The 15,854-nt window shown below is 48.4% G+C and carries 13 protein-coding genes and 2 pseudogenes; 2 read left to right on the plus strand and 13 right to left on the minus strand.

What is annotated here, in order from left to right; all coding sequences use genetic code 11:
* Window positions 1-14: 14 nt before the first annotated feature.
* The 4 genes from IEY46_RS28310 to IEY46_RS28325 all read right to left on the minus strand — a co-directional run bounded on the left by IEY46_RS28310 (window position 15) and on the right by IEY46_RS28325 (window position 4,540).
* Entirely contained in the window at window positions 15-407 is a 393-nt protein-coding gene (locus tag IEY46_RS28310) for an MmcQ/YjbR family DNA-binding protein (protein WP_188997494.1), read from the minus strand.
* A 97-nt stretch (window positions 408-504) separates the two neighbouring features.
* On the minus strand, window positions 505-1,170 hold the full coding sequence (locus IEY46_RS28315) for a YdeI/OmpD-associated family protein (protein WP_188997496.1): 666 nt from the start codon (window positions 1,168-1,170) through the stop codon (window positions 505-507).
* 339 nt (window positions 1,171-1,509) lie between these two features.
* Window positions 1,510-3,009: a malate dehydrogenase (quinone) gene (gene mqo / locus IEY46_RS28320; protein ID WP_188997497.1), complete on the minus strand. Its 1,500-nt coding sequence runs from the start codon at window positions 3,007-3,009 to the stop codon at window positions 1,510-1,512.
* Window positions 3,010-3,430: 421 nt separating this feature from the next.
* Window positions 3,431-4,540 (minus strand): Gfo/Idh/MocA family protein, encoded by a 1,110-nt coding sequence (locus IEY46_RS28325; RefSeq protein WP_308422849.1) that lies wholly within the window; start codon window positions 4,538-4,540, stop codon window positions 3,431-3,433.
* A 174-nt stretch (window positions 4,541-4,714) separates the two neighbouring features.
* Between IEY46_RS28325 and IEY46_RS28330 the strand changes: the two genes are divergently transcribed.
* Complete coding sequence (locus IEY46_RS28330) at window positions 4,715-5,041, plus strand: winged helix-turn-helix transcriptional regulator (RefSeq protein WP_308422850.1); 327 nt, start codon at window positions 4,715-4,717, stop codon at window positions 5,039-5,041.
* Between the two features lie 107 nt (window positions 5,042-5,148).
* Here IEY46_RS28330 and IEY46_RS28335 read toward each other — a convergent pair.
* From IEY46_RS28335 to IEY46_RS28375, 9 genes and pseudogenes are all read right to left on the minus strand, one after another.
* Window positions 5,149-5,670 (minus strand): annotated as a pseudogene (locus IEY46_RS28335) (NAD(P)H-dependent oxidoreductase); the annotation flags it as partial.
* A gap of 181 nt (window positions 5,671-5,851) precedes the next feature.
* Window positions 5,852-6,236, minus strand: a pseudogene (locus IEY46_RS28340) (SRPBCC family protein).
* Between the two features lie 65 nt (window positions 6,237-6,301).
* Window positions 6,302-6,739: an SRPBCC family protein gene (locus tag IEY46_RS28345; protein ID WP_188997503.1), complete on the minus strand. Its 438-nt coding sequence runs from the start codon at window positions 6,737-6,739 to the stop codon at window positions 6,302-6,304.
* Window positions 6,736-7,242, minus strand: coding sequence for a MerR family transcriptional regulator (locus IEY46_RS28350; protein WP_188997504.1), 507 nt, complete (start codon window positions 7,240-7,242; stop codon window positions 6,736-6,738). Before IEY46_RS28350 ends, IEY46_RS28345 begins: the two co-directional genes overlap by 4 nt.
* Before the next feature lie 331 nt (window positions 7,243-7,573).
* Complete coding sequence (locus IEY46_RS28355; RefSeq protein ID WP_229750601.1) at window positions 7,574-11,425, minus strand: S-layer homology domain-containing protein; 3,852 nt, start codon at window positions 11,423-11,425, stop codon at window positions 7,574-7,576.
* A gap of 266 nt (window positions 11,426-11,691) precedes the next feature.
* A complete protein-coding gene (locus IEY46_RS28360) occupies window positions 11,692-12,123 on the minus strand; it encodes an NUDIX hydrolase (protein ID WP_188997507.1) in 432 nt (143 codons plus the stop codon).
* A gap of 104 nt (window positions 12,124-12,227) precedes the next feature.
* Window positions 12,228-14,057, minus strand: coding sequence for a cyclic nucleotide-binding domain-containing protein (locus tag IEY46_RS28365; protein WP_188997508.1), 1,830 nt, complete (start codon window positions 14,055-14,057; stop codon window positions 12,228-12,230).
* A 14-nt stretch (window positions 14,058-14,071) separates the two neighbouring features.
* Window positions 14,072-14,701, minus strand: a complete 630-nt coding sequence (locus IEY46_RS28370; protein WP_229750602.1) for a hypothetical protein — start codon at window positions 14,699-14,701, stop codon at window positions 14,072-14,074.
* A gap of 206 nt (window positions 14,702-14,907) precedes the next feature.
* Window positions 14,908-15,045 (minus strand): hypothetical protein, encoded by a 138-nt coding sequence (locus IEY46_RS28375; protein WP_188997509.1) that lies wholly within the window; start codon window positions 15,043-15,045, stop codon window positions 14,908-14,910.
* A gap of 169 nt (window positions 15,046-15,214) precedes the next feature.
* On the opposite strand from IEY46_RS28375, the gene IEY46_RS28380 reads away from it, so the two are divergent.
* Window positions 15,215-15,589, plus strand: a complete 375-nt coding sequence (locus IEY46_RS28380) for a DNA-3-methyladenine glycosylase family protein (RefSeq protein WP_188997511.1) — start codon at window positions 15,215-15,217, stop codon at window positions 15,587-15,589.
* The last annotated feature ends 265 nt before the right edge of the window (window positions 15,590-15,854 follow it).

Below are 15,854 nucleotides of genomic sequence, written 5' to 3' on the forward strand. Positions count from 1 at the left end.
GCGCTAACGGTCCCTTACTCCACCCCGACAGAGCCTTTGTTTTCATCGCTTTCCAGCACCTGCTTGACAAGTTTTTTCGGCGCGGCCAGCAGATACGCCTCCTTGATCAGCACAGACAGCCCGCTCCAGTCCGGAGCTGCCGCTTTATCAAGTGAAACCCAGCCGTGTTGGCCGATGTAAGGCGTTTTGATGTAGCCTCCTTTTTCCAGAAGCAGGAACTGCTCCTCCTTGCTGGATTTGAGCGAAAGACTCGGGAAGCCATCGTTCTCCCCCATCATAATGAACGTCTTCCCCCTTACCTTCATGACGTTGTGGCCAAAACCGTCGATTACCTCTTCCACATCCGGCAAGGGACTGCAAATAGCCCTTACCCGCTCCAGCATGTCCATTCCCTGCTTCGATTTCATGTTAGAATCCACCTTTCCCGTTCTTTTTCTTTGTTACGTATTGAGAATAGCATTGACAATCGCTTCCGTTCCGGCAGCCATATCTTCGCCTGCAAGGCTATCTTCTACGATAAAGATCCATGCTTTTATACCCCTCAGCCAGAACCGCCTTCATTTCTGCCCGCCGTTTGGCTCTTGTTTCCTCTTGCACGGCACTATACACATATCGCGCCCAATCCTTGCGGTACCCCGGAGTGAGCGATTGGTAAAAGGCAAGCACTTCAGCGTTGTCCTGCAAGTCTTTCTCCACATCTGGGATCATGAGCAGATAATCGTCGACGCTTTGACTGGGTTTGGATGATGGGCGATTTTTAGTTTGTGCATCGGCTTTAAGGCCGACAACCGTGAAAACCTCGTTTAACCCAACCATGCGGGAAAATTTGATGCTGCTTGCCCCAATATAACCATCTTCGTCAGCCCCTAATCCACCCAGCAGCTCGTCCCTATGAATGAAGGTCGGATAAACTTTATTTCCTTTTTTGGGATATGCTGCGTAGAAATAACCACCTTCGTTCAAATGCTCGTTCCCGATTACCCGTTTAACGAGTGCCTGCAAGGACTTCAAATCCAGCACAAAAGCGAATATGAGATCATAACCGCCGTCTTGAAGCTCCGTATCATATTGTTCCAGGCCCGCTAATAAATCCTCACCCTCGGGTTGAAACAATACAACCGCTTTTTTATATTTGTGCAGGTTCAACTTCTCTACGATCGTTTTTGCCATGATGGAACCTCCTGCCGTTACGCCATTTGTAAATGCACCAATAAGTATGTCTCAAGAAAAGTATAAACATTGAAGTATGCCTCAGGTCAAGGGCTTGTTTGCTACAGCCAAACTTGCTTTGTACGAGTTTTGCCAGTTGAATGAATAGATTGCGGAGGGGAACAATAAGGTGACTAAGTCTTTTTATCTCTAAAGATACGTATTACGGCACTGCAGGATCCGGACATGCCATCCGTTACAGATTGACGATCCTTCCCGGGAACAAACCGACAAAAGAATAACGGCCTTCAAGTCCCGTGGAATTCAGGACGAAGGCCGTTACAGTTGGAAGAGTGAAGTTTACTTAACGGTTTGCAGTTCACTGTTTAGACCCAGCGTCCGCCCCGTTGAAGCATGAATCTCCTTGATAAGCTCCGGGTTTTTCACCAGAGATACGCCATAGGAAGGAATCATTTCTTTTATTTTCGGTTCCCACGCTTTGAGCTGCTGCGGGAAGCACTTGCGGATGACTTCAAGCATAACGGGAACGGCCGTGGATGCGCCTGGAGAAGCACCGAGCAATGCGGCAATCGACCCATCTGCGGCGCTGACCACTTCCGTGCCGAATTGAAGCGTTCCTTTACCGCCCGCAACCGTATCCTTGATCACTTGCACGCGTTGCCCGGCGACCAGCATATCCCAATCTTCGCTTTTGGCATTTGGGATGAACTCCCGCAGCTCTTCCATACGTTTTTCTTTGGATAACATCACTTGCTGGATCAGGTACTTGGTCAAGGATAGATTTTTTGCGCCTGCCGCCAGCATGGTGATCACATTATTCGGTTTTACCGAACCCACCAAATCAAACATCGAGCCGGTCTTTAAGAATTTAGGCGAGAATCCGGCAAACGGTCCGAAGAGCAATGACTTTTTATTATCGATAAATCGGGTATCAAGATGCGGAACCGACATTGGAGGGGCGCCAACCTTGGCTTTGCCGTATACTTTAGCATGATGCTGCGCCACTATTTCCGGATTATTGCACACCATAAACAGTCCGCTTATCGGGAATCCTCCAATATGCTTCCCTTCCGGGATGCCGGATTTTTGAAGTAAAGGAAGGCTTCCTCCACCGCCGCCGATAAAGACGAACTTAGCCGTATGGCGCTCAACCTTGCCGCTGTCATTGCGTACTTTCAATTCCCATGAGCCATCGCCCGCGCGTTCTATATCATCCACACTATGTTTGTACCGGATATCGACTTTTTTATCCTTCAGGTGGTCGAACAACATCCGCGCCAGCGCACCAAAGTTAACATCCGTTCCAGAGTCCATCTTCGTCGCCGCAATCGGCTCATTCGCTGTACGGCCCTTCATAATAAGCGGGATCCATTCCATTAATGTTGCCGGATCCTCGGAGAACTCCATTCCTTGGAACAGCGGGTTGCTTGTCATGGCTTCAAAACGTTTTTTAAGATATGTGACGTTCTTATCCCCTTGTACCATACTCATATGAGACAAGGGCATTATAAAGCCCTGCGGATTACGAATCAGATTGCTTTTTACAAGATAAGACCAAAACTGCATGGAAACTTGAAACTGTTCGTTCACGTCTACCGCTTTGCTGATATCAATGGATCCGTCCGGTTTTTCGGCGGTGTAGTTGAGCTCGCATAATGCAGCATGCCCCGTTCCCGCATTATTCCACTCGTTCGAGCTTTCTTCTCCTGCGCTTGCCAGCTTCTCAAACACCGTAATGTTCATGTTTGGCGCTAATACTTTCAGTAGTGTCCCCAAAGTCGCACTCATGATTCCGGCACCAATTAAGATAACATCTGTTTTGGTTTGTCTGTCGCTCATTTCTACCGTCCTTACACGCTATATTTGAAAAAAAGATGTGGTGGTTCCCGCTTGGGCTCCACAGCAAGACAAGGGTGCGACCTCGTCACACACCTTTTCTGGGTCAGTCATCATTTGATCATCATGTTTACTATAGAAGAATATATCTACTATTATATGATAGTTATATGCGATTTAAAAGCAGGTAAATTTAAGGGATGGCATACGTTTCCAAATCAAGAAGAGAAAAACGCCTAGAATTGAATCATTCTGGGCGTTCAGAGGACCTCAAGGACTCCATTTGATACTTCTATATTATTATCAAACGTTCAAATTGCTACAAAAAAAAGCATATGATAAAAAAGCCGACGCTTCATGCATCGCAAAAATTTCAAAGAAATCCAAAACCGTTTAAATTCTTCTGGCGTCAGCACGCCGCGCCTTACTCCACAGTTTGGCGAACGCCCGTGCTGGAGGCTGCCCGGATGGCGTCCATCAGGCGGTGCATCCGTACCGCTTGGGTGAAGTCAGGAAACTCCGCCTCACCACCATCGAGCCGCTCCGCGAATAACGCGTAGAGATGGGCGACATTATACATCGGGCCTGGGAGCAGATCCCGCGTGATGGTCGAAGCGTAGCCGTCCGGCGCTTCAAGTGTCCGGACCTCTCCGGACGGTCGGGCGAGGCTAAGGTTCAGCCGATCCATCTGGAACATCAGCCCGTCCCGCGGCGTCGCGGTCAGCTCACCTTCGGTTCCGACAATCCGCAGCGTAAAGCCCGATGCTCCGGCGTTGACGAACTGGGCGGATACCAGCGAGCCTTGGGCCAGCTTACCGGCGACAAGCACGTGATCGGGCGCATTCGCCCAAACCATCTTGCCGGTCTCAAGTACATTTATCTCCGGATATTGTGTGGCCAATGACGCGGACACTTCAATAAACGGTGCCACCATATATTCGATTGAATCAAGTACATGCGCCGCCCCGATGGTCAGCTGATCCGCCCCGTTGGATTCATCCAGCAGATAGGCATGCGCCAGGTCTACCGTCCCCTTCGAGGTGGGAAAGGCAGGCAGCAAAGTGACGACATTTACCGCCAGGATACGGCCAATAGCACCTTCCGCGATCAAGTCCCGGATGTAGCGGACGGTTGGATTGCCCCGCGCCTGGAGGCCGACGATATGACTTACTCCCCGCTTCTGCGCAAGCGCAAGAAGCGCCTCTGCTTCCGCAGTGGTCCGGGCGAGCGGCCATTCGCTGTACACGTCCTTGCCGGCTTCGAGCGCCATCCGGATCAGCCGGTCGTGTTCCGGCACCTTCACCGTTACCGCAACGATGTCAACGTCAGGCTGCTTCGCCATCTCCGACGCATCTGTATAGAAACGCCCGATACCGTGGCGATCAGCCGCCTCCTGCGCGCTTTCCGGCCGCGTGCCGGTTACCGCCGTGGCCTCATATGCCGCGAGCGCGGCAAGCGCCGGGACGTGAGCAAGTCCGCCCCAACCTCCCGCTCCGACGATGCCGACACCCCACTGGATTTTCTTTTCCATCATTTCTTCCTCCTCTGACTTTGTTCATCTATCATGCTGACAAAGCTGAGTATGAACGATATAATCGAAGCAGAAAAGTACGCACTTTTTTGTAATATAGTTACCGAATGGGTACGTTGAAGGAGTTGGCTAAGCATAACATTCGAGGATAGCAAGACGAATTCCGGCGACATGAGCATGGAAAAAAAGTACAACAATCCGACCGAAGCAACGCTGGACCGGATCGGCGGCAAGTGGAAGACCGCAATCCTCTGCCTGCTCGCAGAACAGGGTGCAATGCGCAACGGGGAGATATTGCGGTTGCTATCGCCCGTCACGCAAAAAATGCTTAGCCAGCAGCTAAAGGAGCTCGAAGCAGAAAGGCTCATTCTCCGCACCGTCTTTCCGGAGGTGCCGCCCAAAGTCGTGTACGAACTGACGGAGAGCGGATGGTCGCTGCGGACGGTGCTGGATCCGCTCTGTGAATGGGGCAAGAGATTCGTTAAAGCCGACAAGCCGGAATAAGATGCTGGTTCATCCGATAAGCAACTCTAATTTGGCAAAGGGGCCTTCCGCCAGAACGCGGGGGCCTCAGCCTAACAGAAGCAACAATTTCCCGACTGTTACCCCCATTAACGATCCACCGTTTTAATATAACGCCAGATCTTGTTCAGCTTTCTTTATGCCTGCCCTTCGGACTCTCCATGCTGCCAAACTCGAAGAACTTCACTTTTTTGATGCCGACGTAATTAAATAGCGCTTTTCGCATTAATGTTTTGTGAGCGTTATAAAGCCGTAACAACGGGTAATAGGCCGGCCCCTTCATAGTGGAAATACATACCACCGACTTTCCCTTCAGCTGACCCTCCGGCAGAAGTCCCCCTGTATCCCGATACGTGAACTCCGACGCAAACAGCTGATCGATATAGCCCATGAGCATAGCCGGAGGACGTCCCTACCAAATGGGATAGATAAAAAACAATTTTATCAGCCCACGTAGGCTGATCCCTGCATCGGGCAAGATCCGGGTCTGCATGCATATCTCTCCTGCGTGTGTTTTCATTAAAAACCAGGATCGGATTGAATTCTTCTTCATATAAATCCATGACTTTTACCTCGTCTATATGAGCATTCTCCTTATTCCCTGAAAGGACAGGCGATCGATCTTCTTCATACTAAGGTGTTTTATTGAGGATGCTTGAATGGCTGCGCCGCAAGCAGCTTGCTTTCTTTGCTATCTCCACCGCCCTCCCGTTGTCAAAATAAAAATCGCCGTCCAGCTCCCGATTAGGGAGCTTGAACGACGAGAGGTTTAGATTCATATATTTGGCATAGCTAGGAGGAGGTCATCTCCGCCAGCAGCTTGCCCAGCCGGTCGAAGTTCTGCTCATTTCCTTCAACGCAGTATGCTTTGGCCTGTTCGAATTCTTCCGTTATTTTGAAAAGCTGATGGAAAATAACATTGGTACGGCCATCCAGGTCCTCGAAGGTGGCCGTTACGCGAAATTCATGACCGGACAGATGATCAAAGCACAATCCGCTCAACTGGCACGGTCTCGACGAAGACGCTATGGTTTGGGTAATCCACGCCATTCGGTCCATGCATCGTAAATCGCCATGTGCCTCCTGGCCTCACATCGCACTCGTGAAATGTATTTGTGAAGCCGTTCGGCCCCCACCAACGAGCCTGCAAATCGGGGGTTGTCCAGGCCCGAAACATAAGCTCCCGCGGCACATCAAACTCGCGCGAGGAATAATTTCATTTGCCGAGTGTCAAATCCCTGCCTACCCTTCAAATAGCTTGCCTAGTGCGTCCAACATGAGGGTTGTACCGTGTTCCCGAACTTCCGGCGTATCGTGTCCGTCAAAGTACGAGCCTTGCTCCGTATAAATCAGTTTTGTTCCGCCCTCCACCTGGATCAGCTCGACCGTTGTAATCGAAACAGAGATGCGTGTGCCGTCTGAATCCAGGGTGTACGTATAGACAATGCGCTGATCCGGGATAATCTCCTGGTATCTGGCGTCGAAGGTGAAGATCGGCCCTTTCGGCGGACCGCCGGCGCTGTACTCGCGTCCGCCGACCCGAAAGTCGAAGATCTCCGGCGTCGAATACCATTTCGCTTTGGAATTCGGGTCGGACCAGGCTTGATAAACCCGCTCCGGCGAAGCGGCATAAGTCCGCTCGACGACGAAGGTCGCATGCTTAACAAATCGTTCGTTCATTTATTTTCCTCCTCAGGTTTGGGTATACCGTTCTCCTCGATAAGAAAGTCTCCCAACAGATCCAAATGCCGCTCCCAAGTCGTTTGCCGCTCAAGGACCGGCTTCTCAAATTCCATCTTCATCGCTTGCATAAGATTCGTAAAATCTTCGACCGTTATTTGCGTCTTGCCTTGCATAAGCTTGGATACATGCCCGAGCTGCTCTAATAGCTTCTGCTGCATTTTAATCTGCTCTTTGATCCGGTTAATCTGCAGATTGACAATCTCAAACGGAGTGATTTGCCCGTCGCTCAGGGCTGACTTAATCTCCTCGAGAGATAACCCCAGCTCCTTGAGCGATAAAATCTGGTGCAAATGGGACAAGTCCGATTCGCTGTACAGCCTGTGGCCGGATTCCGTCTGCCCTGACGGAGAGAACAACCCGATTTGATCATAAAACCGCAAGGTTCGTACGGTTAGCCCCGTCATGTTGGCGAGTTCCCCAGTCTTCCAATATTTCTTCATTCACCATCTCCACTCTTTGAAGCTAGCTTTATACCGGTAACTTTATTATAAAACCTTACGTAGCGTAACGTGCAAGTGTTTTTTGCGACGCTTTGCCACGAAATATTTTTTTTGTTTCGCACCGTAGTCCCCTATCGACCGGTTTCTTGCGGCAGACCGGCCTTCTCGAATGAACACGGCTTAATGGCCTGGTTCATACCCGACACTGTGGACTGGACAAAAAATGGAGCCTGTACTTTTTAAAGTAGCAGGCCCCTCCATTAATCTGAATTGATGCAGATTGCCAACCGAATCAATCCGCACTTTCTTTCGAAATTCGCTTACCGAACCGTTACTTACTTTTCTGATCTAATACTTTTAGCAGAACCGTTACGGCTTCTGCCCTTGTTGCATGGTCGTCAGGGGCAAATCTGTTATTGCTTTTACCTTGTATTATGCCTTGCTGCTGCACGAGAGCAACACTGCTTCTCGCCCACTTCGGAATATCAGTATCATCGGCAAAACTGGTTCCAGCAGCTTCTTCAGCCGGTTGGCCTAAAACTTTGGCGAGAATCGCGGCCATCTCTGCCCGTGTAATTTCCGCACTCGGACGGAACGTGCCGTCCTCATAGCCTTTAATATAACCGGCCTGTACAGCCTGTGCGACCGCGTCCTGTGCCCAAGCCCCGATCTTCGCTGAATCTGTGAAAGTTAGCGGAGCGGTCGCTTCCGCTTGCGGCTTCAACGTATTCATCAGCATGACAGCAAATTCAGCACGCGTCACAGTAGACTTGGGTTTGAATGTGCCATCTGGATAACCGCTCACTATTCCATTGCTTACGGCCAACTTGATGTTGGCCTCGGCCCAATAGCCAGAGATATCACTAAAGCTCGGAACGGCTTTATCCGGTACGGTTTTCGGTTTGTCTACTGCCAATACGGCATACTTCGTGAAGTGATTAACGTCCACCGAAATTTTATTCCCGTTGATTTTCCCTCCCGGAACTTCTACCCATGTTTTTTTTGTTTCGTCATAATAGAACACGACTGCCCTTTGGTTATCTTTCAAGCTTGCCGGATTAAAAACAAACGTCAACGTGACAGGATTATTAAAGTTTTCCGTAAAATCTTTAAGTATCTCATAGATCGAACTGACAAGTACCTCTTGATTCGTTATAAAGTTTTGCGTGTTTGCTACTTTCTCGATAGTTAGTTTCAATTCTTTGTTTGTCGCATTCGCTGGAATCGAAACCGTTAACCCCTCGTCTACGCTCACTTCCCCCGACTTTCCTGCCGGAAGCGTTAATTGACCATTTGTAGAGGTAACTTTATCATTGCTTGGGGATGGTATGATGCCACCGAAACCTCCGAATCCGCCTCCGCCTCCGACAGGACCTCCGCCGGTGCCTCCGCCATTGCCGCCATTGGAATTATCGATATATTCGTTTAAGTAAGCTTTCGTAAAGACCAGACTTTCTGCCTTGCCTGGGGCTTGCAACGTAAGATAGATGCTGCCCCCACCTGCATTCAAATGCGTTACATTTATCGTCAGCTCCGATCTTCCTGGCGGTAGCGTTGCCGTGTTGAGCAGCTCCCCTTCGTCCGAATAAATGCGAACCGTCTCTCCTGCCTGCAATTGGCTGACGGTAATCGAATCATTTACAGTACCTGCCCGATTCGTGACCTTAATATCTTCAAGCACTGGCGTCCGGGTTATTCGGTCCAGGACAGGAGTGATGGAATAATAGGGAGCCGTCTCCCCCTCGTTATCCGTATAAAGGACTGCAAGCGTCAACGCTTGGTCAGGGATGGGGGTTCCTGAAGGTATCGTGATCTGGTAGGCGGCTTGCTTGGTATTCACCGAAGCAATGCGGCTACCTATTATGCCATCCGCTCCCGCAAAATAAACTTCGTAGACGCTGCCGGCCATCTCCTTGCTTGCTGGTAACCAGGACAATGCGCCGCCAATTGTATTTGGATTCGAATCGGTATCATTAAACGTTATACTATCTGCCAAGAAGGTCGGCATATCCCATAGTCGGGTCCGGCTATATGCCGTAGATTGTCTGTATCTACCATTGTTATTAGCCTTGATATTAGCAAATATAGCGATATGCGTTTGATCGGCTTGGGGGTAACGGCCATAAAGGTTATAGTAATAGAGCCCGTTATCCAGATCTTCCTTGTAGACTTCACCGATTATTTGACCTCGCTGCTTATCCTCATTCATAAAGAACAAGGTATAGTGATCCACATCGGCATCATTGCCGGCAGGCTCAAAAACAACGAATCCAGATACGAGACCCGCTTCATCATTCGTATCCAGGAAAACGGATTCCCCCGGCGTAAACGTATCCATATAGTGTGAAACATCTTCTATAGAGTTAAACTTGTAGACCTGGTTCATCCCAGAGGTTTCCGTAAAAAAGGGATCCTTGTTGCCTCTGACTAAATAAACCGAGCCGGAAGCATCCATGTCCACCAGACCGACCTCAAATGGCAAATCGAACAATTTTGCGGACGAGTTACTGTCGTATACTGCATTTTGTGTAAAAACATAGGCACCCTTTGCATAAATGGCCTGATCTGGAAATGTCGCAAGTAACTGTGCAGGCTGGTCCGTACTATATTTCTTGGTCCCTGCGTAAATGGCATCACCATCTATAAACAATGTCCGGGTGCTGTATCCAAAGCCGTTAACCAGATTGTGTACCTTATATGGATGTTGAAGCTCAATCCCATACATATTGTTGTCGTCACTTGCATACAGCATTCCCTTCTCAGGGGAAATGACAATATGATTAGCATCTATATCAAAGTAGCCATTCTTAATCTCGTATACGGATTGGGTTACGGAAGAGTATACACTTAGCGTATTATTCGACCGGGCTATATTGGTAGATGTGAAGAAGAGTTTATCTTCATACGCAGCGGCCTGCAGCGGCATTCGAGCCGATAACTGAGCTGCCGCTGAGACTGTTGAATCAGCAGCATTCACAATGCCTATTGAGGATGAACCGTTATTAGCGATATAGAGACTGCCATTATATAGATCAAGATCTACCGGCTTGGAACCTATGTACGATTCCTTATCTACGGTCATCGTATCCTTGTTTATGGTCAGCAGCGTATTTTCAGTCGACAAGGCATAAATATGATTGTTGTCCGACACCCATTGTGTAATCGGGCTGCGCAAATCCAGCTGGTTCACTGAGGGAGTATGGCCATCGTAAGAAAGTGCAGGCAGCTCTATCTTCGTCTTGGAGATGGTCTGATAGGAAAAGATGTACACATTCTGATTCGAGTCCATCAAGGCCAAGGATGACTCATTGGGGAAATTGGCCAAATTGGCCAAAACTCGATAGGTCTCTTTGTCATAGATATGCCGACTCGTCACAACCACTTGATCCCGAACCTGCAATAATTTATCAAAGTGATAATCAGTAAAGGCTGTATATGTTCCTTTAACTAGCTCCAGATTTGTTGCATCAAGACGGCGTGATCCATAATACACATCGTCCCCCTGTGCAATAACCGGCTTGCCAAAATTGTACCCATTGGCATTGATCCGTGATACGACCCGCGAGTTATCTCCCAAATCCAGGGCCATAAAGTCGGACCCCGCCAGGTAAAGCAGGTTCTTCTCTATGTTGACTTCCAGATCAGTAAAATTAAAGGAACCTCCACCAGGCGGAGCAATTGCGCTCTCAGTACCAGCGTTCAAGTCATATTTCATAACCGCATAATCGGATGAGGACAGGTAGTAGATATACTGGTTATCCTTCGATAGCCGATTTACCGTCCTCCCTGTCGCTAACGTCTTTTCTATTGTCCCTGTCGCGATGTCTACAACTTTTATTTGATGGGCTCCGCCCAAACCGACATAGATTTTTCCCTGATCAATGACCAGATCTGTTGGAACCGAGCCGATGTCAATCGTCTTCAGGAGGGTCAGATCGCTGTAACGAATGAATAATAATTGATTTGCCTCTCGTGCAAGCGCGTAAATATTGCCCGACGTTTCATCCAATACCCACTCTGTCAATTCTTTTCCCGGTAACGATAAGGTGATGCCTGACGATGCAATTTCTTGGGGAGAAGCGGATACGAGCCTGCTCGATTGACTAGGCAGAAACACGAGTTGGGCGAGCATTACTGCTAAAGATAATACAAAGCAAATAACCCTACGATTTGTTTTCGACATACGGTTCCCTGACACTCCCTTATAATATTGGATGAAATACCCAGATATAATTATTAATTCTTTATTTTACTTTCGAATCCTTCTCTTCCATAAGTTTTATTTTCAGGCATGGGATCGAAGTTCTTGCTTTGGCCGTGATGCAATTATGAATTGCAAAATGACCAGACAGCATTACGCTGTCTGGTCATTTTGCCATTTTTACATTCAGTTGTAATCCTGCATAGCATGGATGTCTTAGGCTGGCAAACGATTAATTGGACAGGTTTTTATTCCATCCATTGTCTCGGTCCTATTATGTGGAATAGTTGCTTCCTTTCATGATTACAGGTATCCTGAATTCGTTTAATCGTAAAGTCACTAATTGGTTTTGGGAGATCATCCATTGAGCAATATCTGCATTCTAAAATTTCAGGCGAACTTGGCTCAGGTATTTGATTGTTTTTGTTATTTGATATAAAGACAAAGTGATGCATGTCATAGTCTGGATCATAATAGATGCCAGTTAATTGCCCGACTTCGACATCAAGCCCTGTTTCTTCCAGCACCTCCCTCTTTGCAGTTTCTTGTACGGATTCATTTACTTCTGCTTTTCCACCTGGAAGATCCCAATTGTTCTTGCCGTAGCTGTGTTTTACTAATAAAATGCGTCCTTCTGAATCAGATATTACGGATGCGGAACCCATTAATTTGTTAGACAAAATAATGCCCCCTAATAATATATTGGCTTACATCAGGATAACGCCAATAAGTGGAAATAAGTTTCAATCAGGATGAAAAAGAAGCAAGGATGCCCGAATCCATTTTATTCGATTCTCAAAGCATGTCCGCAACGAGCGCAATATCGGGTACTCCTTGGAGATAAGGAACCGCAGCCGCTGCAATACAGCTCGCCACCGGTCGCGTCGTCCGAGTCGGGATGCCGCAGTTGCTCTTGCACATAGGGATTCATCGTCGAAAGGGTCTGAATCTCTTCTCTTCTGCCGATACGGATCAGGACAGTTAATAAGATGATATCGATACAGCCGATAACAACCATCATCCCGATTTTTACCCAGCCATGGTCAAAGCGGTAATCCCACAACGCATGCAAGCCGATGACTATGAGAAGCAGGAGGACCGCGCCGCCAACCTTGTACACGGCACGCGCGCTGCCAAAGGCTCTCGACTTCGTTGAAGCTGCACCGATCCAGATTGCTGCTGCCGCGATCGCCGTCCACGCTCCATGGCCGAAAGGTGACAATAAGGCTCTGATCCAGAGAACGGATAACAATCCGACTGAAGACGCCTCTTCCATATGCGACCAACCGTAGATCATGCTTTCTACCGCGGCAAATCCCATGCCTGCCGTCGCTCCGAATACAACCGCATCCATCAGAAAATGTATTTGCTTCCTCCGGACAAGAGCGATGCACACGAGAAGTTTAACGCTTTCCTCGATCAACGAGACAAATAACGGCAATCTAAACTGCGAGAAATCCAGGCCGATTCCGCCGCTGCCGAATAGCCACGCCCGCTCCAGGAACCACGCCACAGGAACCGCGAATATCGCGGAAGCCACGAAAATCAGGCTTAATCTCGTCTGTCGGAACCCTAATAACTGATGGTCTCGAATATACGTAACAAACGTAACCGGTCCCACCAGCCCTCCTACAATCAAAACCACGATGCTCAGCCAACTGTTGTCCAGGAACAGAGCCAGCAGGGACAATGCGATGAAGCTCCCACCCAGCCAAAGAAGCATATCCATCCAGCGCTCTCTTGCTTTGGGCAGGATGGGGCTGCGTACCTCGGAGACGGTATCTAGCTCTCCCCCAAACTCATCGTTAACTTTGGGAACCAGGTGCGGAGCCCGGATGTGAAGGATCTCCATAAACTGCTTCTGCAGCGGGGCGTAATAACTCAGCACATACAGAAACTCGCTCTTTCCCATTACCAATAATTCACTATCCTCCGATGCCGTAACCGTCACCTCTGAAGGTGTATCGGTCAATAGCATCGCTTCCCCGAAAAAATCGCCTTCGAGCAGAGCTGTCCTTTTTCTTCCCCTCCCGCAGGCTTCCAGTCTGCCCTTGCTGACCATATAAAATTGATCGGCAAGCGCTCCTTCCGCCACGACGGTTTCGCCTTTCGCAACTTGTCGGACTGTTGTGACTTCTGCGAGACCGCGAAGCTCGGCGTCAGGAATGACCGACCATATCGTAGCGTTGCGAAGCTTCCGATGAATCATGCGAATGCGGACGGTTAACAGCATGCTCTCATGGAACAGCGGGCTGCTTTCAGCAAGAAACTCGAATAAGCGACGATCCAGACACAAAGCCGATACGTCGCCAATCGCGGTTACCCGAGCAGTCCTGCGTTCGTTTTGCAGCAAACCGATTTCTCCGACTAACGCTCCTGGACCGAGCTCGGCCAGCAGCATCGACTTCCCGACCAGATTACGCGATGAAACCTGCACCTTGCCTGTACGAATAAAATAACATTCCTTGCCAATTTCACCTTCAACAAGAAGCGATTGCCCGTCTATGAAATCTATGGATTGAATAGAACGGGCCGCAATCCGCAGCTCTTTATCCGGGATACCACGCAATAGAGGGAGCTCGTGCAAAAAAGAAAGAGTGTCTTCGGAGGACATCTGCTCAACTTCCCTTATCTCATATTGCCGATAATGCTGCTTCTGGAATCCTGCATCTTCTTGATAAAGTTCGTCATCGTTTCGAACGCTTCATTTCGCTTATTACTCAGACTTTGCAAACGAAGCATATCCATCTGCTGCGAATTCGATAAAGCGTCGATTTGGCCTTTTACTTGCGACACTAATGCTTCGAGTTCGCCTTTATTTACCGGCAGCTCTGCGGTAATCCCGGCTTCATCCCTTGCGATTCTCAAGGTTTCTTTCTGGTTGTCATTTATAAGATAATCGGATTTGGCGTCGGCTGGGAATCCTGCCTTTACCTCTCCCAGTTTGTACTGATAGTTATTTAATTTGGCTATCTGATCATTCCTGGCCTGTACGGCTGCGATTTGATCCTGCAGCTGCTTTTCCAGTAGTTGTGCGCGTTGCTCTTGAACCGCCTTCATTGCCGTTTCAAGATCCATGCCATTTACATTAATCGTCTCTACCCCGCCCACATTGCCGATCGAATTCTGCGTCGCGCCTTTGCCCAGCGCGTCATTGATCGTATGGTAGAACGAATTATTGTACATGAGGGCCGAACCCGCAAGTACACCTACAATAAATACACCGCCAACAGATAGTATCTTTTTCTTCATGCTCATTCGCCAACTTCCTCTCGTCCCGCTTATTTCATCATATTATTTCCATTATAAGGACGTCAACAGTTTTCCTAGCAAATAAAAAGAGAGGTCCCTCCGTCATTATATGACGTTTGGGACTCCCTCTGTCGAATAAGTCCACCGCCTGCAGCACTCCACAACAAAATTATCGCCGTCACATGGGGTGGTTCAGCCAGTGGCGATTAATACTAAGCTGGCCACGAGCCTTGCAATTTACGGATGAAAATGATTTGTCCGGTATGATAGACAGCGTGGTAGACAAGATCCGAGACCCACTGGTAAATCGTGATCCCATCCAGTTCGTTCTGCAGGTCTTGATCACTCATCGTGATAAGTTTCTCTCGAATGCGCATATGTACATCTTTCAATTTCGCAACGGTTTCCTGCCACTCTCCCTCCGTTCTAACTGGCTGGCGAATTCAAACTGCTATCGGTGGATGGAGCATCTCCAGAACCCGTAAGACTCGACAACAGCGTTGACTTGTAGAAAATGATGTGGTCGACTACGTCGCCGAGCGGGTAAGAGAAGGTTTTCTTGATTTTCAAGCGTTTGGCGGGATGGATGACGAGGAAGTCGTTCGTTTATTAACCTCCATAAAGGGTGTTGGCCGTTGGACCGCGGAGATGTTTCTTATTTTCTATTTGGGAAGACAGGATGTTCTCTCTTTTGGGGATCGTGGACTTAACCGTGCTGCGGAATGGCTTTATGCATCCGAGGATAGCGGCGGTCAATCTCAATTACATCGCAAACATGCCCAGTGGAAGCCTTATTCAACTCTTGTATCCCTGTACTTGTGGGAAGCTATCAATATGGGCTTGGTCCAGGCGGGACCCCTAATAAACGATAAATCATTGACACCACATCACTGAAAAAAGCTGCCACAAAAGAGACAGATCCCCGTATTGCCCTCAAGCCTCTATTAATTTTTATCGACACCAAAATCCGCAAACCTATGCATGTTCCTTAAGTAGCAGAACTTCTCCAAAGAGGTTTTGCTTTTTTTATTTGCATCCCATTCATCACAAATAGTTCGCAAATTATTCATTGACAACCCGACTAAAAAGGAAGTATATTTATTGACATTGATAATCATTATCAAGACAAAGAATACATTCATGATAAAGGAAGGGTCCT

The sequence above is a fragment of the Paenibacillus nasutitermitis genome (genome assembly GCF_014641075.1).
GTDB classification, from domain to species: Bacteria; Bacillota; Bacilli; order Paenibacillales; family Paenibacillaceae; genus Paenibacillus_Z; species Paenibacillus_Z nasutitermitis.